This is a genomic window from Nakamurella leprariae (assembly GCF_016918035.1).
Taxonomy (GTDB): Bacteria; Actinomycetota; Actinomycetes; order Mycobacteriales; family Nakamurellaceae; genus Nakamurella; species Nakamurella leprariae.
In genome coordinates, this window is sequence record NZ_JAERWK010000006.1 from 24,748 (window position 1) to 43,412 (window position 18,665).

Annotated in this window: 19 protein-coding genes; 13 read left to right on the top strand and 6 right to left on the bottom strand. The window is 72.5% G+C overall.

Annotation, left to right across the window (positions count from 1 at the left end; all coding sequences use genetic code 11):
* Positions 1–53: 53 nt before the first annotated feature.
* Together groL and JL106_RS04225 are read right to left on the bottom strand one after the other, a co-directional pair.
* Positions 54–1,676: a chaperonin GroEL gene (gene groL / locus JL106_RS04220; RefSeq protein ID WP_205259453.1), complete on the bottom strand. Its 1,623-nt coding sequence runs from the start codon at positions 1,674–1,676 to the stop codon at positions 54–56.
* 239 nt (positions 1,677–1,915) lie between these two features.
* Positions 1,916–3,610: an MFS transporter gene (locus JL106_RS04225; protein ID WP_205259454.1), complete on the bottom strand. Its 1,695-nt coding sequence runs from the start codon at positions 3,608–3,610 to the stop codon at positions 1,916–1,918.
* A 216-nt stretch (positions 3,611–3,826) separates the two neighbouring features.
* On the opposite strand from JL106_RS04225, the gene JL106_RS04230 reads away from it, so the two are divergent.
* From JL106_RS04230 to JL106_RS04255, 6 genes are all read left to right on the top strand, one after another.
* On the top strand, positions 3,827–5,197 hold the full coding sequence (locus tag JL106_RS04230; RefSeq protein WP_205259455.1) for a M20/M25/M40 family metallo-hydrolase: 1,371 nt from the start codon (positions 3,827–3,829) through the stop codon (positions 5,195–5,197).
* A 355-nt stretch (positions 5,198–5,552) separates the two neighbouring features.
* Positions 5,553–6,137: an NADPH-dependent FMN reductase gene (locus tag JL106_RS04235; protein WP_205259456.1), complete on the top strand. Its 585-nt coding sequence runs from the start codon at positions 5,553–5,555 to the stop codon at positions 6,135–6,137.
* A 311-nt stretch (positions 6,138–6,448) separates the two neighbouring features.
* Positions 6,449–7,876, top strand: coding sequence for a hemolysin family protein (locus tag JL106_RS04240; RefSeq protein WP_205259457.1), 1,428 nt, complete (start codon positions 6,449–6,451; stop codon positions 7,874–7,876).
* Positions 7,873–8,922, top strand: coding sequence for a hemolysin family protein (locus tag JL106_RS04245; protein WP_205259458.1), 1,050 nt, complete (start codon positions 7,873–7,875; stop codon positions 8,920–8,922). Before JL106_RS04240 ends, JL106_RS04245 begins: the two co-directional genes overlap by 4 nt.
* A gap of 33 nt (positions 8,923–8,955) precedes the next feature.
* Positions 8,956–9,879, top strand: a complete 924-nt coding sequence (locus JL106_RS04250; RefSeq protein ID WP_205259459.1) for an SMP-30/gluconolactonase/LRE family protein — start codon at positions 8,956–8,958, stop codon at positions 9,877–9,879.
* A 43-nt stretch (positions 9,880–9,922) separates the two neighbouring features.
* Positions 9,923–10,384: a phage tail protein gene (locus tag JL106_RS04255; RefSeq protein ID WP_205259460.1), complete on the top strand. Its 462-nt coding sequence runs from the start codon at positions 9,923–9,925 to the stop codon at positions 10,382–10,384.
* 15 nt (positions 10,385–10,399) lie between these two features.
* Here JL106_RS04255 and moeA read toward each other — a convergent pair whose 3' ends face one another.
* Together moeA and JL106_RS04265 are read right to left on the bottom strand one after the other, a co-directional pair.
* Complete coding sequence (gene moeA, locus JL106_RS04260; protein ID WP_205259461.1) at positions 10,400–11,653, bottom strand: molybdopterin molybdotransferase MoeA; 1,254 nt, start codon at positions 11,651–11,653, stop codon at positions 10,400–10,402.
* 5 nt (positions 11,654–11,658) lie between these two features.
* Positions 11,659–13,047: an 8-oxoguanine deaminase gene (locus JL106_RS04265; RefSeq protein WP_205259462.1), complete on the bottom strand. Its 1,389-nt coding sequence runs from the start codon at positions 13,045–13,047 to the stop codon at positions 11,659–11,661.
* A gap of 115 nt (positions 13,048–13,162) precedes the next feature.
* Between JL106_RS04265 and JL106_RS04270 the strand changes: the two genes are divergently transcribed.
* Genes JL106_RS04270 through JL106_RS04280 form a run of 3 tightly spaced genes read left to right on the top strand, consistent with a single transcriptional unit; the run spans position 13,163 to position 14,266 of the window.
* Positions 13,163–13,411 (top strand): DUF6457 domain-containing protein, encoded by a 249-nt coding sequence (locus JL106_RS04270; RefSeq protein WP_205259463.1) that lies wholly within the window; start codon positions 13,163–13,165, stop codon positions 13,409–13,411.
* Positions 13,408–13,677, top strand: a complete 270-nt coding sequence (locus JL106_RS04275; protein WP_205259464.1) for a GlsB/YeaQ/YmgE family stress response membrane protein — start codon at positions 13,408–13,410, stop codon at positions 13,675–13,677. Before JL106_RS04270 ends, JL106_RS04275 begins: the two co-directional genes overlap by 4 nt.
* Before the next feature lie 52 nt (positions 13,678–13,729).
* On the top strand, positions 13,730–14,266 hold the full coding sequence (locus tag JL106_RS04280) for a YbhB/YbcL family Raf kinase inhibitor-like protein (RefSeq protein ID WP_205259465.1): 537 nt from the start codon (positions 13,730–13,732) through the stop codon (positions 14,264–14,266).
* Here JL106_RS04280 and JL106_RS04285 read toward each other — a convergent pair.
* The gene (locus tag JL106_RS04285) at positions 14,238–14,753 is read right to left on the bottom strand and encodes a substrate-binding domain-containing protein (protein ID WP_205259466.1); all 516 of its coding nucleotides are present in this window, start codon (positions 14,751–14,753) and stop codon (positions 14,238–14,240) included. The genes JL106_RS04280 and JL106_RS04285 overlap by 29 nt on opposite strands.
* A gap of 181 nt (positions 14,754–14,934) precedes the next feature.
* Between JL106_RS04285 and JL106_RS04290 the strand changes: the two genes are divergently transcribed.
* From JL106_RS04290 to pssA, 3 genes are all read left to right on the top strand, one after another.
* On the top strand, positions 14,935–15,978 hold the full coding sequence (locus tag JL106_RS04290; RefSeq protein WP_236006758.1) for an NADH:flavin oxidoreductase/NADH oxidase: 1,044 nt from the start codon (positions 14,935–14,937) through the stop codon (positions 15,976–15,978).
* A 71-nt stretch (positions 15,979–16,049) separates the two neighbouring features.
* Positions 16,050–16,826, top strand: a complete 777-nt coding sequence (locus tag JL106_RS04295) for a phosphatidylserine decarboxylase (RefSeq protein ID WP_328841291.1) — start codon at positions 16,050–16,052, stop codon at positions 16,824–16,826.
* A gap of 8 nt (positions 16,827–16,834) precedes the next feature.
* Positions 16,835–17,734, top strand: a complete 900-nt coding sequence (gene pssA / locus JL106_RS04300) for a CDP-diacylglycerol--serine O-phosphatidyltransferase (RefSeq protein ID WP_205259468.1) — start codon at positions 16,835–16,837, stop codon at positions 17,732–17,734.
* A gap of 24 nt (positions 17,735–17,758) precedes the next feature.
* Here the strand turns inward: pssA and JL106_RS04305 are convergent, their stop codons facing one another.
* Positions 17,759–18,091, bottom strand: a complete 333-nt coding sequence (locus JL106_RS04305) for a DUF3263 domain-containing protein (RefSeq protein WP_205259469.1) — start codon at positions 18,089–18,091, stop codon at positions 17,759–17,761.
* Positions 18,092–18,252: 161 nt separating this feature from the next.
* Between JL106_RS04305 and JL106_RS04310 the strand changes: the two genes are divergently transcribed.
* On the top strand, positions 18,253–18,657 hold the full coding sequence (locus tag JL106_RS04310; protein WP_205259470.1) for a VOC family protein: 405 nt from the start codon (positions 18,253–18,255) through the stop codon (positions 18,655–18,657).
* Positions 18,658–18,665: the final 8 nt, after the last annotated feature.

The following is an 18,665-nucleotide window of genomic DNA, read 5'->3' on the forward strand; positions in this document are numbered from 1 at the left end:
CCGCAGCAGGACCGCCCTTCGGGTCGATCAGGGGTGGTGCGAGAGGACCGGACTCAGAAGTCCATGTCCCCGCCGCCCGGCATGGCCGGGGCAGCCGGGGCCTTCTCCGGCTTGTCCGCGACCACGGCCTCGGTGGTCAGGAACAGCGCGGCGATGGACGCGGCGTTCTGCAGCGCTGAGCGGGTGACCTTGGCCGGGTCGATGATGCCGGCCTTGATCAGGTCCTTGTACTCGCCGGTGGCGGCGTCCAGACCCTCGCCCGCGGGCAGGTTGCGGACCTTCTCCGCCACGACGCCGCCCTCGAGACCGGCGTTCACGGCGATCTGCTTCAGCGGGGCCTCGACGGCGACCTTGACGATGTTCGCGCCGGTGGCCTCGTCACCGGTCAGCTCGAGCGAGTCGAAGGCCTTGACGGCGGCCTGGAGCAGGCCGACGCCACCGCCGGCGACGATGCCCTCCTCGACCGCAGCCTTGGCGTTGCGGACGGCATCCTCGATGCGGTGCTTGCGCTCCTTGAGCTCGACCTCGGTGGCGGCACCGGCCTTGATGACGGCCACGCCGCCGGCCAGCTTGGCCAGCCGCTCCTGCAGCTTCTCGCGGTCGTAGTCCGAGTCCGACTTCTCGATCTCGGCGCGGATCTGGGCGACCCGACCGGCGATCTGCTCGGCGTCACCGGCACCGTCGACGATGGTGGTCTCGTCCTTGGTCACGACGACCTTGCGGGCGGTGCCCAGCAGCGAGATGTCGGCGGAGTCCAGCTTGAGCCCGACGTCCTCGGTGATGACCTGGCCACCGGTCAGGATCGCGATGTCCTGCAGCATGGCCTTGCGGCGGTCGCCGAAGCCCGGGGCCTTGACGGCGACGGACTTGAAGGTGCCGCGGATCTTGTTGACCACCAGGGTCGCCAGGGCCTCGCCCTCGACGTCCTCCGAGATGATCAGCAGGGACTTGCCGGACTGGATGACCTTCTCCAGCAGCGGCAGGATGTCCTTGACCGCGGAGATCTTCGAGCCGTACAGCAGGATGTACGGGTCGTCCAGGACGGCTTCCTGGCGCTCCGGGTCGGTCGCGAAGTACAGCGAGATGTAGCCCTTGTCGAAGCGCATGCCCTCGGTGAGCTCCAGCTCGAGCCCGAAGGTGTTGCTCTCCTCGACGGTGATGACGCCTTCCTTGCCGACCTTGTCCATCGCCTCGGCGATCAGCTCGCCGATGGCCGGGTCAGCAGCCGAGATCGAGGCGGTGGCAGCGATCTGCTCCTTGGTCTCGACCTCCTTGGCGTTGGAGAGGAGCTGGCCGCTGATTGCTTCAACAGCCTTCTCGATGCCGCGCTTGAGACCGAGCGGGTTCGCGCCCGCGGCCACGTTGCGCAGGCCCTCGCGGACCAGCGCCTGGGCCAGGACGGTCGCGGTGGTGGTGCCGTCACCCGCGACGTCGTCGGTCTTCTTGGCAACTTCCTTGACGAGCTCGGCGCCGATCTTCTCGTACGGATCCTCGAGCTCGATCTCCTTGGCGATCGACACACCATCGTTGGTGATGGTGGGAGCGCCCCACTTCTTCTCCAGCACGACGTTGCGACCGCGCGGGCCGAGCGTCACCTTGACCGCGTCGGCCAGGGTGTTCATCCCGCGCTCGAGACCGCGACGCGCTTCCTCGTCGAAAGCGATCAGCTTGGCCATGAGGTGTGCATCCTCCAGATTCACCTGGTGCCGGCCGATCGGGCCGGCGACAGGGCAGCTTCGGTGGTGGTGCGTGACCGGCGCCGGCGCCCGCGACGGACGAACCCGCTCCGACAGGCGACCCAGGTGGCCGTCGGCGCGGAGCTCTCACCGCTCCGGTCTGGCACTCAGGATACCCGAGTGCCAGATCGAGTCTGGCACTCGGACCACTCGAGTGCAACCACGCGACGGACCGCGGCTCAGCCGGTGTGCGTCGGGTCGCCCTGCCGCACGACCGTGTCCGGATCGACGCCGCGCTCGCCGGCCTGGGCCGGCCGGACCAGCGCCGGACCGGAGCCGGCCCGCACCGCCGACGTCGGGTCGTCGTCCCGCGAGCCGTGGGCGACCGCACCCGGCTCGACCACCAGCGCCCCCGGCCCCGAGACCAGCTGCCCGCCGGTCTCCACCCGGAACCGCCAGGTGACGACCGCGCCGAGCAGCGAGGTGCCGACCAGGATGAGGAGCAGCACGGTCTGGCCCAGGTCGGCCAGGAGCACCGGGAACAGGAACGCGGTGAGCACCGCACCGACCTTGGCTGCGGAGGCGGCGAAGCCGGCCCCGGTACCGCGCAGGTGGGTCGGGAAGACCTCGCCGGCCAGCAGGTAGGTCATGGCGTTCGGGCCGAGGTTGGTCATCAGGTTGAAGATCATGAAGCCGGCGAAGATCAGCAGGGTCTGCATCCCGCCGGTGAACGCCGCGGAGGCCGCGGCGATGGCCAGGCCGGCCGCGCACCCGATGAAGCCGACCACCTGCAGCTTGATCCGGCCCACCCGGTCCACCAGCAGGATGGCCAGGAGGATGCCGACGACCAGCAGGATGTCGATCATGGCCGCGCCCTTGGTGCCGAGTGCGTCGCTCTGCACGATCTGCGCCACGTGCTGCGGCGCCGGGTTCGCGGGGGACGAGCCATCGACTGTGTCCACTGATCCCAGCGTGGAGGCGATGATGACCGGAGTGAAGATGCCGATGCCGTAGGTGCCCAGGTCCTGCAGGAACCACGGCACCGAGGCCAACACCGTGGAGCGCCGCCACGGCGGCCGCAGGATCTGGCGCATCCGGCCCTTGCCGTGCTCGGGCACGTTCAGCTCGGCGTGCAGCGTCACCACCGACGGGTACGGCGGCTGCCGCTTCAGCAGTCGCTGCATCTCCCGCTGGGCGTCCTCGACCCGGCCGGCGATGACGAGCCAGTGCGGGCTCTGCGTCACGAAGAGCCGGGCGACCGTGACGATGACCGCCGGCACGATGATGATGCCGAACATCCAGCGCCACGCTCCGAGGGTGGTGGCGTTGCCGAGCACGACCAGACCGATGAGCGTGCCGGCCATGGCTCCCAGCGACTGGAACGCGAATGCGCTGAGCACGAGTCGCCCACGGCTCTGGCTGGAGATGGTCTCGGAGATCATCAGGTGCGCGGTCGGGTAGTCGCAGCCCAGGGCCAGGCCGAGCCCGAACAGGCAGGCGATGAGCACCGGCAGCTCGGGACTGACGAGCACGCCGACCAGGAACGCGGTGAACAGCACCATCTCGATGAGGAACAGCGACCGGCGGCCGAACCGGTCGGACAGGCCCCCCAGGGCCGACGCCCCGATGAGGATGCCGAACAGCGACGCCGCGGAGACCAGGCCCATCTCGAAGGTGGACAGGTCCCACTCACCGTGGATGAGCGGGAGCGCGATGCCGGTCAGGAACACCACGGCGCCTTCGAAGAACTTGCCGGCCGAGGCCAGCAGCCAGATCCGGCGCTGCATCCGGGTCATCGGGGGCCGGCTCGGCGTCCCGTCCGGCCAGCGCGGTGTCTCGTCCAGGTAGTCCTGGACCAGCAGCCGGCGCGGTCGCCGTGATGCCGCCCCGTCCGTGTGGTCGTCCTGCGGTGCCGGTCCCCCTGCGTGACGCACTGCTGTCCCCTTCCCCCGGAACACTGTTCGCCCGGTACTCCCCCGAGGCCGGATCCTGACGAGCGTTCATGGACGGCAGGGGTCGATCAAGCGGCCGTCAGGTGTCGGCGGATCCGAACCACCCGATCGGGGCGGGCGCGCCCGTCCGGGTGCGGCGGCGGGGTCCCGGCCTGGCTCCAGCGGGGCAGTGTCGGCGCTGCTGGCTACAGTCCGACGATGACCACCACTCCCGGTCCCGTACCCGCTGCCGAGGTCGTCGCTGCCGTGGACGGGCTGCTGCCCGAGTTGATCGGCGAGCTGGAGGCGCTGGTCCGGCTGCCGTCGGTGGCGTTCCCGGGTTTCCCGGCCGAGCCGGTGCTGCGCACCGCGGAGGCGGTCGCCGACCTGCTCCGCCGCTCCGGGGCGACGGACGCCGAGCTCCTCGAGGTGCCGGGCGGCTACCCGGCCGTGTACGCCACGGTGCCCGGTCCGGCGGACGCCCCGACCGTGTTGCTCTACGCGCACTACGACGTGCAGCCGGCGCCGCTGGAGCAGGGCTGGCAGACCGACCCGTTCGAGCCGGTGCTCAAGGCCGACGGCCGGCTGTACGGCCGGGGCGCGGCCGACGACAAGTCCGGCGTCGTCATCCACGCCGGCACCGTCCGCGCCCTCACGTCGCTGCCCGCCGGCTCGCCGGTGAACCTGGTCCTGCTCATCGAGGGTGAGGAGGAGACCATCAGTCACCTCGAGGACTTCGTCGAGGCGAATCCGGCCCTGGTCGACTGCGATGCCTTCGTCATCGCCGACATGGGCAACCAACGGGTGGGCCGGCCGACGCTGACCACCGCGCTGCGGGGCGACGTCTCGTGCGTCGTCACGGTGCGGACGCTGGACCACCCGGTGCACTCCGGTCTGTTCGGCGGTGCCGCCCCGGACGCGCTGGTGGCGCTGATCAGGATGTTGGCCACCCTGCACGACGATGCCGGCGACACCGTCGTGCCGGGCGTCGAGTCCTACGACTGGCCGGGCGCGGACTGCGACGAGGACGTCTACCGGGAGGGTGTCGCGCTGCTCGACGGCGTCGAGCTGATCGGATCCGGGTCGCTGGCCTCCCGGCTGTGGTCCAGACCCAGCGTCACGGTGATCGGGCTGGATGCGCCCCGGGTGGCCGACGCCTCGAACGTGCTCATCCCCCAGGCGTCGGCCAAGGTGTCGATGCGCATCGTGCCGGGTTGTGACGCAGACGCCCAGCTCGAGGCGCTCATCGGGCATCTGCGGTCCGTCGTGCCCTGGGGCGCCCAGGTGCAGATCGAGCCGGTGAAGGTCGGCTGGCCGTTCGCGGTCGACACCTCCGGCAGTGCGGTCACCGCGGCCGAACGGGCGCTGGCCGAGGTCTACGGCGAGACGGTCGACCGGATCGGCTCCGGCGGATCCATCCCGCTGATCAACTCGTTGCAGCAGGCCACCCCTCGGGCCGAGGTCATCCTGTGGGGTGCCGAGGACACCGCCCAGGCCCGGATCCACGGCTCGGACGAGAGCGTGGACCCGGCCGAGATCGGCCGCACGGTCGCGGCCCAGGTGCTGATGCTGCGCCGCTGGAGCCGCTGAGGAGTCGCGCGAGCGAGGAACGAGGGAACGCGGGCTCCGACCAGACCGGCTGAGGAGTCGCGCGAGCGAGGAACGAGGGAGCGCGGGCTCCGACCAGACCGGCTGAGGAGTCGCGCGAGCGAGGAACGAGCGAGCGCGGGCTCCGACCAGACCGGCTGAGGAGTCGCGCGAGCGAGGAACGAGCGAGCGCGGGCTCCGACCAGACCGCCCGTGAGCGTGGTCACTCCGGCGGGCCGGCGGAAATTTCGTTGACGCGTCCCCCGTAGCATCACCTGGGGTCTGCCGCCACTGTCCGTCGGCTTCCGGACCCCTGCCTCTCGTCGGAGGCATCGTTCGTTCGGAAGGACACCCGTCAGTGACTCGCATCCTGACCATCGTCGGCAGCCTCCGTGCCGGCTCCACCAACCTGCAGCTGGCCCACACCGCGCAGGAGCTCGGCGCCCAGCAGGACCTGACCATCGAGCTGTACCAGGGCATCGCGGAGCTGCCCTTCTACAACGAGGACGTCGACACCCCGGAGACCGTGCCGGCCGAGGCCGAGGCGTTCCGCGAGGCCATCACGGTCGCCGACGCCGTGCTGGTGTTCACGCCCGAGTACAACGGCACCATGCCGGCCGTACTGAAGAACGCGGTCGACTGGGCGTCCCGCCCGTTCGGCGCGAGCGCCCTGCTCGGCAAGCCCCTGGTCGTGGCCGGCAGCGCGTTCGGCCAGTACGGCGGCGTGTGGGCCCAGGACGAGGCCCGCAAGGCCTTCGGCATCGCCGGCGCCTCGGTGCTGGCGGATCCGAGCGTGGCGATCCCCGGGTCGCTGCAGCGGTTCGCCGAGAACCACCCGCGCAACGACGACGAGGTCACCGAGCAGCTGCGCAGCCTGCTGGTCGCCCTGAAGATCGCCGTGGAGAACAAGGAGCAGGTCCAGGAGGCCACCGCGGCGGTCTGACTCGCGTCGGAGGAGTCGCGCGAGCGAGGCACGAGCGAGCGCGGGCTCCGACCCATGTGGGCGGGAGTCGCGCGAGCGAGGCACGAGCGAGCGCGGGCTCCGACCCATGTCTGTGATCTGCGCACACCACGCATGACCGGCGACCGGTTGGGAACTCAACATCCCGACCGGTCGTTGCGCACCCAGGCCCGGACATCCCCGTGATGGACGGGCCCTGCCCGTCTCTCCCGTCCCCCGAAGCCGGAAGGACCGATGAACCCCGACTCTCCCGAGCCCCTGTTCCCGCTGGACCGGAACGGGGGCTCGAACCGGTGATCTGGCCGTTGTCGCTGCTGATCGGGCTGTTGGTGGTGCTGGCGATCACCGCCGCCACGGCCTGGTTCGTGGCGCAGGAATTCGCCTACATGTCCGTCGACCGCTCACGCCTCAAAGCGCGGGCCGCGTCCGGGGACGCCGGGGCCGAGCGTGCGCTGGCCATCACCCGGCGCACGTCGTTCATGCTGTCCGGCGCCCAGCTCGGCATCACGGTCACCGGCCTGCTGGTCGGGTACGTGGCCGAGCCGCTCATCGGCGAGGCGATCGGGGAGCTGCTCGGCGGCGTCTCGGTGCCGACCGGCGTGGGCATCGCCATCGGCACGATCGTTGCGCTGACAGTGTCGACCTTCATCCAGATGTTGATCGGCGAGCTGGTCCCCAAGAACCTCTCGATCGCCAGGGCCGAGCCGATCGCCATCGGCCTGTCCCGCTCCACCCGCATCTACCTGGCCGTCTTCGGCTGGTTGATCACCGTCTTCGACAAGTCCTCGAACCTGCTGCTGCGGGCGTTGCGGATCGACCCGGTGCACGACGTCGAGCACTCCGCCACCGTCCGCGACCTGGAGCACATCGTCGCCGACTCGCGGGAGAGCGGGGACCTGCCGGACGAGGTGTCGGTGCTGCTCGACCGGATCCTCGACTTCCCCGAGCAGGACGTGGAGCACGCCATGATCCCGCGGGCCCGGGTCGGGGCGATCCGTCCGGACGTGCCGATCAGCGAGATCCGGCTGCGCATGCAGCAGGGCCACTCGCGCTACCCGGTGCTCGACGACGGCGCCGACGGGGTGGAGCAGGTGCTGGGCGTGGTGCACCTGCAGGACGTGCTGGCGCTGGACCGGCTCGACGGCCGGACGGCCGCGGACGTGATGCGGCCGCCGCTGCTGCTGCCGACCTCGATGCGGCTGCCGGACGCGCTCGGCCGGCTGGTCGGGACCCGCAACCAGCTGGCCTGCGTACTCGACGAGTACGGCGGCTTCGCTGGGGTGCTGAGCGCCGAGGACCTGGCCGAAGAACTCATCGGCGAGATCGGCGACGAACACGACCCGGTGGTGCCGACGTTCACCGCGGACCCGCAGGCAGGGTCCTGGGTGGTGGCCGGCGACCTGCCCGTCGACGAGGTGGCCCGGCTCATCGAGCGGCCGCTGCCCGAGGGCGACTACGAGACCATCGCCGGGCTCGCCATCACCGAGCGGGGCACCTTCCCCGCGGTCGGTGACCGGATGACCGTGGTGCTGCCGCCCGATCCCGCCGAGTACGCGCACACCGACGACCCGCCGCCGGGCCGTCTCGACCTGGAGGTCCTGGAGATCGACAACCACGTGCCCTCACAGGTGCGGATCACCGTCCACGGTCCCGCCGACGCGCGGGACGCCTCCACCGACCCGGCCGACGAGCCGGCCGCGCCGACGGCAGGCACGCCATGAGCAACCCGTGGGTGATCGTCTCCGTCACCGCCCTGATCATCGTGTTGAGTGCGTTCTTCGTCGCGGTCGAGTTCGCGCTGCTGGCCGCCAAGCGGCACCGGCTCGAGGACGCCGCCATCACCAGCCGCTCCGCGCGGGCGGCGCTGCGCAGTTCGGCCGAGCTGACCGTGGTGCTGGCCGGGTCACAGCTCGGCATCACCGCCTGCACGCTGGCGCTCGGTGCCATCACCAAGCCCGCGGTGCACCACGCGCTCACGCCGCTGTTCACCGGCTTGGGCATCGCACTGTGGGTGGCCGACGCCATCGCGTTCGTCCTCGCCCTGGTGGTGGTGACCTTCCTGCACCTGGTCGTCGGTGAGATGGCGCCCAAGTCCTGGGCCATCGCCCACCCGGAGCGCTCGTCGATCCTGCTGGCCGTCCCGATGCGGGCGTTCATGTTCGTGTTCCGCCCGCTGCTGATCACGCTGAACCGGATGGCCAACTGGTGCGTGCGCAAGCTGGGGGTGGAGCCGGTCGACGAGGCCGCCACCGGTCAGGACCCGCGCACGCTGCGGCAGCTCGTCGAGCACTCGGCGAACGTCGGGGCGCTGGACGCCTCCTACTCCCGGCAGCTGGCCGGGGCCCTCGACCTGGAGACCCTCACCGTGGGTGACCTGCTCCGCCCCGGTGCGCGCCCGACCTCGGTGCCGGCCGGCGCGACCGTCGAGGAGGTCCGAGCGGCCGCTCGCGCGTCCGGGCACCTGCGGATCCTGGTCCGGGACGGCGCCCGGGTCCTCGGGGTGGTGCACGTCCGCGACGTGCTGACCGCGCCGGGTGACGACCCGGTCGACGGCGAGCTGCGGCCCGCCTTCGAGTTGGCCGCCGGGACCTCGATCGCCCGTGGGCTGGAGTCGATGCGCGAGTCGCGCAACCACCTGGCCGTGGTCGTCGACGGCGAGTCGGCACAGTTCAGAGGCGTGGTCACGCTGTCCGACCTGCTGCGCACGCTGTTCCCGGACGCGGCTCCGCGGGACGCTCGCGATGCGAAGGCGGTCCCGGCGCGGTAGTCCTGTGCCATGGACGCAGGCACGGATCCAGGGGTGGACGGCACGCGGCTGACCGAGGTGTCCGTGCTGGCGACCGGGATCGGCATGGGCGAGTCGATACGGTGGCACGCCGGCCGGATCTGGTGCGCCGACTGGCTGGCCGGCACCGTCCTCACGGTGTCGGCCGGCGGCGGCCCGGTGGAGACGGTCGTGCAGGTGTCGTCGTCGGGTCCGCTGTGCTTCGACTTCCTGCCCGACGGCCGGCTGATCGCGGTCTGCAACGACGACGGCACGCTGGTCGCCGGTCCCCCGGAGGGGCCGCTGACTCCGATCGCGGATCTCGTTCCGAGCTCGCCCTACCCGTGGAACGAGGTCGTGGTCGGGCCGACCGGACTGGTCTTCGTGAACGGCATCGGCTTCGACTACGGCGAGTCGGTGCCGGACGCGCCGCTGGGCTCGATCGTCGTGGTCGGGCCGGACGGCAGCGTCCGGCCGGTGGCCGACACCCTGCACTTCCCCAACGGCATGGCCCTCGCCCCGGACGGGCGCACGCTGCTCGTCGCCGAGTCGCACGGCCATCGGATCACCGCGTTCGACGTGGCCGAGGACGGCACGCTCGACGGCCGCCGGGTCTGGGCAGACACCCCCGACCATTTCCCGGACGGCATCAGCCTCGACGCCAGCGGCGCCTGCTGGTTCGCCGACGTGCCCGGGCAGTGCTGCGTGCGGGTCGGAGGAGCCGACCGAGCGAGGGACGAGCGAGGGCGGGCTCCGACCATGGGACCTGCCGAGGGCGGTGCCGTGCTCACCACCGTCCACCTGGACCGCGGTGCGTTCTCCTGCGTGCTGGACGACGATCCGGCCGACCCACGCCTGTACGTGGCCGCGAACGCCTGGGACGGCGAGGGTGCAGCCGACGGTCGGCTCCTGACCGTCCCGGCGCCGTCGCCCGGGCCCCGGCGCCGCCGAGACCGATGATCGGTACGGTCCGCAACGACTGGAGCGATCAGGAGGTCGTCGCATGACGTACACCGTGGACTTCGTGGACGTCTCGACCGTCGGGCTGGAGTCGTCGCCCGTCGCCGAGCCGCTCGCCGGCCTGCGCGCGAACGAGGCACGCTACTTCAAGAACAAGTACGACTGGACCTTCACCACGACGCCCGCCGCCGACGCCGCGGACACCATCGCCTGGGTGCACGGGATCCTGTGGGACGAACGGGATCTGGCGATCGCGTCTCCGCCGCTGGAGGCGTGCGAGTTCGACGTGGACGGTACCCGGTTCGCGTACGTGTTCTACGCCAGCGGTCTGTCGATCAACGTCATGTACGCCCTGGCCGACGGCGGCAAGCGTGCGGTCGGCTTCAAGCTGGCCGACGGGATGGAGGTGCCGCAGGAGCTGTCGTCGTTCAAGTTCGCCCGGCAGCGCTCCAAGCTGGCCGGGACCATCCGCGGCTCGTACTTCGTCATCAAGCACGAGCACTGAGCCCGGGGCGGCTACTCAGTCCAGCAGCCACACCTCGACCGGCGCGCCGGCCTCCAGGCTGGTGGCGTCCTCGGGCACCACGATCATCGCGTCCGAGCCGGCCAGCCAGGCCAGCAGGTGCGATCCCGGCCCACCCCACGGCGCGACCGTGCCGGTGGCCGCGTCGACCAGCGCGCGGCGGAACTGCCGCTTGCCGGGTGGTGAGTCCAGCGGCGCGGAGAGCGGGAGCCACAGCAGCGGCCGGGTGGTGCCGGCGTGGCCCATGGCGGCCAGCAGGGCCGGGCGCAGGAAGACCTCGAACGAGACGTACGAGGACACCGGGTTGCCGGGCAGCGTGACCACCGGGATGTCGCCGACTGCGGTGGCCAGGACGCCGGCGCCCTGCGGCATGCCCGGCTGCATCGCGACCTTCGCGAACTCGACCCCCTGGCCGGTGAGCGCGTCCTTGACCACCTCGTAGGCGCCCGCCGACACCCCGCCGGAGGTGACGATCAGGTCGACCTGTTCGGGCGTGCCGACGGCGGCGGCCCGATCCAGCTCCGCCCGGAACGCGGTCACGTCGTCGGCGACGAGGTGGGCCAGCACCGGCTCGGCGCCGATGGCCGACAGTGCGGCGGCCAGCATCACCGAGTTCGACTCGTAGATCTGCCCCGGGCCCAGTGGCTGTCCCGGCACCACCAGCTCGGTGCCGGTGGACAGCACCAGCACCCGAGCCGGCCGGACCACCGGCAGCTCGGCGACGCCGAGCGCCGCGGCCACACCCAGCTGCGGCGGACCCAGTTCGGTCCCGGCCGGGAGCACCACGGTGCCCACGGCCACGTCCTCGCCGCGGGTTCGCACGTGCCGCCCGGGAACCGGCAGGTCGTGGATGGTCACCGTGGCCCCGGCGGCTCCGGGATCCCCGACGCCGCCGTCGGTGTGCTCGACCGGGACGATGCCGTCGGCGCCGTCCGGGATCGGGGCACCGGTCATGATCCGGGCCGCGGTGCCCGGGACCAGCGGCGCGGTGTCGGTGCGCCCGGCCGGGATGTCCTGGGACACGGGCAGGCTGACGGGCAGGGCGATCGGGTCCCCCGCGCGGTCCTCCAGCTCGGACACCCGGACCGCGTACCCGTCCATCGCGGAGTTCGGGAACGGCGGCAGGTCCAGCCCGGCGACCAGGTCCTCGGCCAGCACCCGGCCGCGGGCCTCGGCCAGCGGCAGCAGCTGGGCCGGCAGCCGGTGCAGCAGCCCGGTGACCACCCCGGCGTGTTCTTCCACGGTTCGCATTCCGGTCATCCTGCCAAGAGCCGCCGGCTGGCCGCGGTGACCTCCCGCGCGAGGGCCTCCTCGTCCACCCCGACCACCGCGTCGCGCTCGACCACCGGACGGCCGTGCACCAGCACCGCCTCCAGCGGAGGCTGACTGCCCAGCACCAGCGCCGCGACCGGGTCGGCCACGTCGGCGTGCGGCAGGGTGTCCAGCCGCCACACCGCGACGTCGCCCAACTTGCCGACCTCCAGCGAGCCGATCTCGTCCTGCCGGCCCAGCACGGTCGCGCCACCCATGGTGGCCATCTGCAGGCCGTCCCGGACGGTCAGCGCCTCCGGGCCGCCGCTGGCCCGGGCGAACAGCACGGCGTGGTGGATCTCCTCCCACAGCGAGTCGCTCTCGTTCGACGCAGCCCCGTCCACGCCGAGGCCGACCGCGACGCCGGCGTCACGCAGGTCCCGGGTGCGGGCGATGCCGGCGCCGAGCCGGGCGTTCGACGTCGGGCAGTGCGCCACCGACGTGCCGGTCGCGGCCAGGGCGGCGATGGCCGGGTCACTCAGATGCACGGCGTGGGCCAGCCAGACGTCCGGGCCGAGCCAGTCCAGGGAGGCCATGTGATCGACCGGGGACATGCCGAAGTGCTGCTGGCAGTACTCCTCCTCGTCGACCGTCTCGCACAGGTGGGTGTGCAGCCGCACCCCGTGCTCGCGGGCCAGCACCGCGGACTGCCGCAGCAGGTCGCCGGTCACCGAGAACGGCGAGCACGGCGCCAGCCCGATCCGCAGCATCGAGCCCGGGGACGGATCGTGGTGGGTCTCGATGGCCCGCTGACTGGCGGCCAGGATCGCGTCGATCTCCTCGACCACGTGGTCCGGCGGCAGCCCGCCACGGCTGCGGCCCAGGTCCATGGAGCCGCGGGTCGGGTGGAACCGGATCCCGATCCGGCGGGCCGCCTCGATCTCCGCGGCCAGCAGATCGCCGCCGGCGTGCGGGAAGACGTAGTGGTGGTCGGTGGTGGTGGTGCACCCGGTGCGGACCAGCCAGGCCAGCCCGCCGGTCGCCGCGGTCCGGACCGCGTCCTCGTCCAGCCGACCCCACACGGGGTAGAGGGTGGTGAGCCAGCCGAACAGCGTCGAGTCCACGGCCTGGCCGCGGGTGATCCACTGGTAGAGGTGGTGGTGGGTGTTGACCAGCCCCGGCGTGATCAGGCAGCCGCGGGCGTCGATGACCCGGTCGGCCGCCGCCAGGACCTCGGCCGGCGCAGGACCCGGGCCCACGGCGGTGATCCACTCCCCGGTCAGGACGACGTGTCCGGTGGCGTGCTCGGTGCCGGCGGCGTCCACGGTGGCGACGTGGCCACCGTCGATCACGATCACCGGTGCGGCCGGGGGTGCTGGATCCGGGACGGTCATGCGGTTCCTCCTCGTGGCGCGGCCCCGGCAGTCTGCCGGGTGCGCGTGTCGGGCTCGTTGCGTGCTGATCGGCCCCGCGGGGGCGCGGTCGGGACTCGGCGCTACGGTCGGACCCATGACCGCTGCCCAGGACTGGCTCGCCGAGGCCGCCCGCGCGCTGGACGTGCCGGACGACGCGGTGCCCGACGACGTGCGGACGGCGCTGCTGGACCTGACCCGGCAGGTGGCGCACGGCGTGGAACGCAAGGCCGGTCCGCTGACCTGCTACCTGATCGGCGTGGCCGTCGGGCGTGGGGCCGACCCTCGGGCCGCCGCGGCGCTGCTGGCCGGGCTGGCCCCGGACCCGGAGGAGGACGCGCGATGAGCTGGATCGGCTGGATCGTGTTCGGCGCACTCGCCGGGTGGGTGGCCTCCCTGGTCGTCCGGGACGGCCGCCCCCGCGGCTGCATCACCAACATGCTCACCGGCATCCTGGGCGCGGTGCTGGCCGGGTTCATCTACCAGGCAGCCACCGGCGAGCCCTGGGACTTCGGCTGGGACTGGGCCAGTTTCGGCGTCGCCGTGCTCGGCGCGCTGGTCCTGTTGCTGATCATCAGCCTGGTCACCCGCCGCCCGAACTCCCGTCGCTGACCCTCCCGACCGCGTCCCGATCGCATCCCCCATCCGGAAGGAACCGCTGCCGATGTCGCTCGACCGCCCCCGCGCCGAGGATCCGTACGCCAAGCTGCCGGCCGTACCGTCGTTCACGGTGACGAGCGCGGACGTCACCGACGGCCGGCCGCTGGAGGAGGTGTTCACCGCGGGCGGCGGCAACCGCTCGCCACAGCTGAGCTGGACCGGCTTCCCGGAGGGCACGCAGAGCTTCGTGGTCACGTGTTACGACCCCGACGCCCCCACGCCGAGCGGGTTCTGGCACTGGGTGCTGGCCAACCTGCCGGCGTCGGTGACCGAGCTGCCGCACGGCGCAGGCAGTCCCGAGTCGACCGCGCTGCCCGAGGGCGCCGTGCAGCTGCGCAACGACGGCGGCGAGACCGGCTACATGGGGGCCGCTCCGCCGGCCGGCGACCACGCGCACCGCTACTACTTCGTGGTGCACGCGGTGGACACACCGGCCCTCGAGGTCGGCCCGGACACCTCACCGGCGGTGGCGAGTTTCCAGTTGGCGTTCCACACCCTGGCCCGGGCGATCATCACCCCGACGTACCGGAACGAGGGCTGACCCCGGCCACCAGTTCCACGAACACCGCGGCCAGCTCCGGCTGGCTGCTGCCGGGCAGCACGGCGATCGCCTCGTCGTGCACCCCGGTGGCGACCACCTCGGCCGCCGGGTCGTCGCTGAGCACACCGCCGTCCACGGCCGTGGTCATGGTGGCCGTGTCCGCGATGAGCACGTCGGCGGGGGCGCCGGCCACCAGCTCGGCGACCAGATCGGACGGTCGCGCGAAGGTGAACGAGATCCCGGCCCCCGGATGCTCCTGCTCGAACCGGGTGCCCAGCTCGATGAGCGCCGGCTTGGTGGACTCGGGGGCGAACACCACGACGAGGCCGGCGTCGGCGGCGTTGCGCGAGGTGCCGACGGCGCCGCCCGGCACCTCGGTCGACCCGGACGTCGCCGGCGCGGCGCCGTCGGGCGGGCCGCTGGTGCACCCGGTCAGCAGCAACACCGCCACGACCACGGCGCCTGTGGGACGCGACCACCGCTGCACGCACTCATCTCCCCGGTCCGCGCGATCGGGACCGATGATCTTGACGGCGGCGTCTCGTCCGCGTCAGGTCCCGGTGCACCCGTCGGGCATGCGCGTGGCGTCCCTCACGACCAGGGGATGCCCCGGAAGCAGCGCGGTCCCCGTCCGGTTGGACCGGACCGTGACTCATCTCTTCTCCCCCATGACGCTGCGGAACACCGAGATCCGGAACCGGGTCTGGGTGGCGCCGATGTGCCAGTACTCGGCCGTCGACGGCCGACTCACCGACTGGCACCTGGTGCACCTGGGCGGGCTGGCCCGGGGCGGCGCCGGCCTGGTCATCACCGAGGCCACCGCGGTCACCCCCGAGGGCCGGATCAGCCCGTGGGACGCCGGCATCTGGACCGACGAGCACGCGCAGGACTGGCGTCGCATCACCGACTTCCTGCACGGCCAGGGCGCGTTGGCCGGGATCCAGCTGGCACACGCCGGCCGCAAGGCCTCGACCGCGCAGCCGTGGCGCGGCGGCGGGCTGCTCGGGCCCGACGAGGGAGGCTGGGTGCCGGTGGGCCCGTCACCGGTGGCGTTCGAGGGGCTGGCCGTGCCGAAGGAGCTGTCGGTCGCCGAGATCGCGGAGCTCACCCGCGCCTTCGCCGGGGCCGCCCGGCGAGCGGTCGGCGTCGGCTTCGACGTGCTGGAGCTGCACGCCGCGCACGGGTACCTGCTGCATCAGTTCCTCTCGCCGGTGTCGAACACCCGCTCCGACGGCTACGGCGGCGACCTGAGCGGGCGCAGCCGCTTGCTGGTCGAGGTGGTCGACGCGGTGCGCGCCGAGGTCGGCGAGGACGTGCCGCTGCTGGTCCGGGTGAGCGCGACCGACTGGGTGCCCGAGGGCCTGCAGGTCGACGAGGTCGTCGAGGTGGCGAAGATGCTGGCCGGTCACGGCGTCGACCTCATCGACGTCTCCAGCGGCGGCAACGCCGCGCACCAGCGGATCACGGTCGGCCCGGGATACCAGGTGCCGTTCGCGCGGGCGATCAAGGAGGGCTCCGGCCTGCCCGTCGCCGCGGTCGGGATGATCACCGAACCGCACCAGGCCGAGCAGATCCTGGTCGACGGGGCGGCGGACGCCGTGCTGCTGGCCCGGGTGCTGTTGCGGGAGCCGTCGTGGCCGCAGCGGGCGGCGCACGCGCTGGGTGGCCAGGTGCACTGGGCGCCGCAGTACGAGCGAGCCGCCCCGCGCTGACGCGTCGCGGGGAGCCACTCGGCTACCGTGGGTCGCGACTCACGGACCCGGAAGGATGGTCGAGCCAAGCGGTGGCCAACGGCACCAGCGCGCACCTGGCCGGTTTGATCCGGCAGACGATGCCCCCGTTGCACCCCGGCGGTCGTCCGATCGTGCTGGGTGCCGCCGCGGTGACCGCGGCCGCCCGGTTCGGCCTCCGCGCCATCGGGCTCCGCCGCACCGGCGGCATCGTCGGCCGGATCGGCACCGTGGCCACGTTGGCCTCCGCCGCGTTCTTCCGGGCTCCGCACCGGGTGCCGCCGCCGGGCAACGGCCTGGTGGTGGCGCCCGCGGACGGCCTGGTCATGCTCATCGAGGAGGCCGCCCCGCCGCCCGAGCTCGGGCTGGACCCGACGCCGCGGCCGCGGGTGTCCATCTTCCTGTCGGTGTTCGACGTGCACGTGCAACGCAGCCCGTTGGCCGGGACGGTCACCGCGGTCGCCTACCGGCCGGGCAAGTTCCTGTCGGCCGACCTGGACAAGGCCTCCTCCGACAACGAGCGGAACTCGCTGGCCATCCGGGCCACCACCGGCGAGGAGCTGGTGGTCACCCAGATCGCCGGCCTGGTCGCCCGGCGCATCGTCTGCGACGTCGAGCGCGGCGCCGCGCTGCAGACCGGGCAGACCTACGGTTTGATCCGGTTCGGTTCCCGGGTGGACACCTACCTGCCGCCCGGGACGCCCGTCCTGGTCCGGGTCGGGCAGCGCTCGATCGGCGGCGAGACGGTGCTGGCCGACCTGGGCGCCGGTGCCCCGGCGCCGGACGGGCTGGCCGAGGCCAGCTCCGGCGCCGCCGGCTCCTCGGTCTGAGGGGCCCGATGGCCGCCGTTCCCGGAGTGCGGTTCCTGCCCAACGCCATCACCGTGCTGGCGTTGTGCTCCGGCCTGACCTCGGTGGCCTTCGCCCTGCGTGGTGAGTGGCTGCCCGCGGTGGGTGCGCTGGGTCTGGCCGGCATCTTCGACTCGCTGGACGGCCCGGCCGCCCGACTGCTCCGCTCGACCAGCCGGATCGGCGCCGAACTGGACTCGCTGTCGGACTGTGTCTCGTTCGGCATGGCCCCGGCGCTGATCATCTACATCTGGCTGCTCGAGGAGACCGCGATCGGCTGGGCCGCCTGCCTGGTCTTCGCGGTGTGCGCCGCGTTGCGGTTGGCCCGGTTCAACTCGCTGCTGGACGACACCCCGAGACCCTGGGCCAAGGGCTTCTTCACCGGCGTCCCGACCCCGGCCGGCGGCCTGCTGGCCGTGGTCCCGCTGCTGCTGACCCTGCGGCTGGGCGACGGGCCGTGGAACAACGTCTGGGCGGTCGGGACCTGGATCATCCTGCTGGGCCTGCTGATGGTGTCCCGGGTGCCGTCCATCGCGCTGAAGTCGGTGCGGATGCCGCAGGCGCTCATCCTGCCGATGCTGGTGCTGATGGTGGTCGCGGTCGCGGCCCTGGTCTACGAGCCCGAGCTGGTGTTCTGCATCGGGCTCGGCGTCTACCTGCTGCACCTGCCGTACGCGGCGTGGAAGTTCCAGCACATCAAGCACCACCCCGAGCTGTGGGCCGACCGGGCGGGCATCCGCCGGCCGCGGGGCCGGCGGGTGCGACTGGCCGTGCGGATGCCGCGGCGCAAGCGGGTCGCGGGCCGGGGTCCGGACGGCACCCCGTTGCCGCCGCAGAGACGCCGCGGGGCGGCGACGATGTCCCGGCTCAGCCGGCGCCGGCTGCGCTGATCAGGGCGCTGGATCGAGCGCTGATCAGGGTTCGATGCCGAGCCGGCGGGCCGAACGGGCCTTCTGCCGGCTGGTGCGCAGCCGACGCAGCCGGCGGACCAGCAGCGGGTCGGCGGCCAGCGCCGCGGGGTCGTCGATCACCGCGTTGAGCACCTGGTAGTACCGGGTCGGCGACAGGTCGAACATCTCCTTGATCGCCTGCTCCTTGGCTCCGGCGTACTGCCACCACTGCCGCTCGAACGCCAGGATGTCGCGATCGCGGCGGCTCAGACCCTCGACGGTGTCGTCAACGGGGCCCGCGGCGGCGGCCGGATCTGCGCCGGCAGGGTCGGGTACGCGGTCGGTCGCTGCGTCCATCGGGTCCTCCGCGTTCGTGGCCGGCTGCGGAATGACACGGGTGTCATTCGGGCTCCATGACACCACGGGACGCCGGGGCGATCCAGCTCCGTCGGCGGCGAGGCGGCCGCTCACCCGGCGGGCGCCGATGAGTCCCCCGAACGGGACCGGTCGGACCTGGCATGACCACTCACGACGAGCGTCACCCGGCCGCGGTGCGCGGCCTGATCACCCGCTTGCACAGCGTGTCCGTCGCGGTGACGGACCAGGACGCGGCCAAGCGCCTGTACGTCGACGAGCTCGGCTTCCAGTTGCGCCAGGACGAGGTGCTGTGGCCGGGCGCGCGCATGGTCGAGGTGGCCGCGCCCGGGTCCACGTCGAGCCTGCTGCTGCTGTCCGCGGACGGACAGATCCCGATCGGGCCGCGGTTCTTCACGACCGACATCGAGGCGGCGCACCGGGCGCTGCGGGAGGCCGGGTGCGACGTGGGCGAGCTGCTCCGGATGGAGATCGCCCCGCCGATGTTCGCCTTCGCGGACCGGGACGGCAACGTGATGATCCTGCTGGAGGAGGAGTCGTCGGAATGAGGCATTCG

Excerpts from the sequence above, each read along its gene's own strand:
- JL106_RS04280 (WP_205259465.1), top strand. The coding sequence starts at position 13,730 with ATGTCGCTCGACCGCCCCCGCGCCGAGGATCCGTACGCCAAGCTGCCG.
- JL106_RS04270 (WP_205259463.1), top strand. The coding sequence starts at position 13,163 with ATGACCGCTGCCCAGGACTGGCTCGCCGAGGCCGCCCGCGCGCTGGAC.
- JL106_RS04245 (WP_205259458.1), top strand. The coding sequence starts at position 7,873 with ATGAGCAACCCGTGGGTGATCGTCTCCGTCACCGCCCTGATCATCGTG.
- JL106_RS04230 (WP_205259455.1), top strand. The coding sequence starts at position 3,827 with ATGACCACCACTCCCGGTCCCGTACCCGCTGCCGAGGTCGTCGCTGCC.
- pssA (WP_205259468.1), top strand. The coding sequence starts at position 16,835 with ATGGCCGCCGTTCCCGGAGTGCGGTTCCTGCCCAACGCCATCACCGTG.
- moeA (WP_205259461.1), bottom strand. The coding sequence starts at position 11,653 with ATGCGAACCGTGGAAGAACACGCCGGGGTGGTCACCGGGCTGCTGCAC.
- JL106_RS04265 (WP_205259462.1), bottom strand. The coding sequence starts at position 13,047 with ATGACCGTCCCGGATCCAGCACCCCCGGCCGCACCGGTGATCGTGATC.
- JL106_RS04255 (WP_205259460.1), top strand. The coding sequence starts at position 9,923 with ATGACGTACACCGTGGACTTCGTGGACGTCTCGACCGTCGGGCTGGAG.
- JL106_RS04305 (WP_205259469.1), bottom strand. The coding sequence starts at position 18,091 with ATGGACGCAGCGACCGACCGCGTACCCGACCCTGCCGGCGCAGATCCG.
- JL106_RS04275 (WP_205259464.1), top strand. The coding sequence starts at position 13,408 with ATGAGCTGGATCGGCTGGATCGTGTTCGGCGCACTCGCCGGGTGGGTG.
- groL (WP_205259453.1), bottom strand. The coding sequence starts at position 1,676 with ATGGCCAAGCTGATCGCTTTCGACGAGGAAGCGCGTCGCGGTCTCGAG.
- JL106_RS04310 (WP_205259470.1), top strand. The coding sequence starts at position 18,253 with ATGACCACTCACGACGAGCGTCACCCGGCCGCGGTGCGCGGCCTGATC.
- JL106_RS04290 (WP_236006758.1), top strand. The coding sequence starts at position 14,935 with ATGACGCTGCGGAACACCGAGATCCGGAACCGGGTCTGGGTGGCGCCG.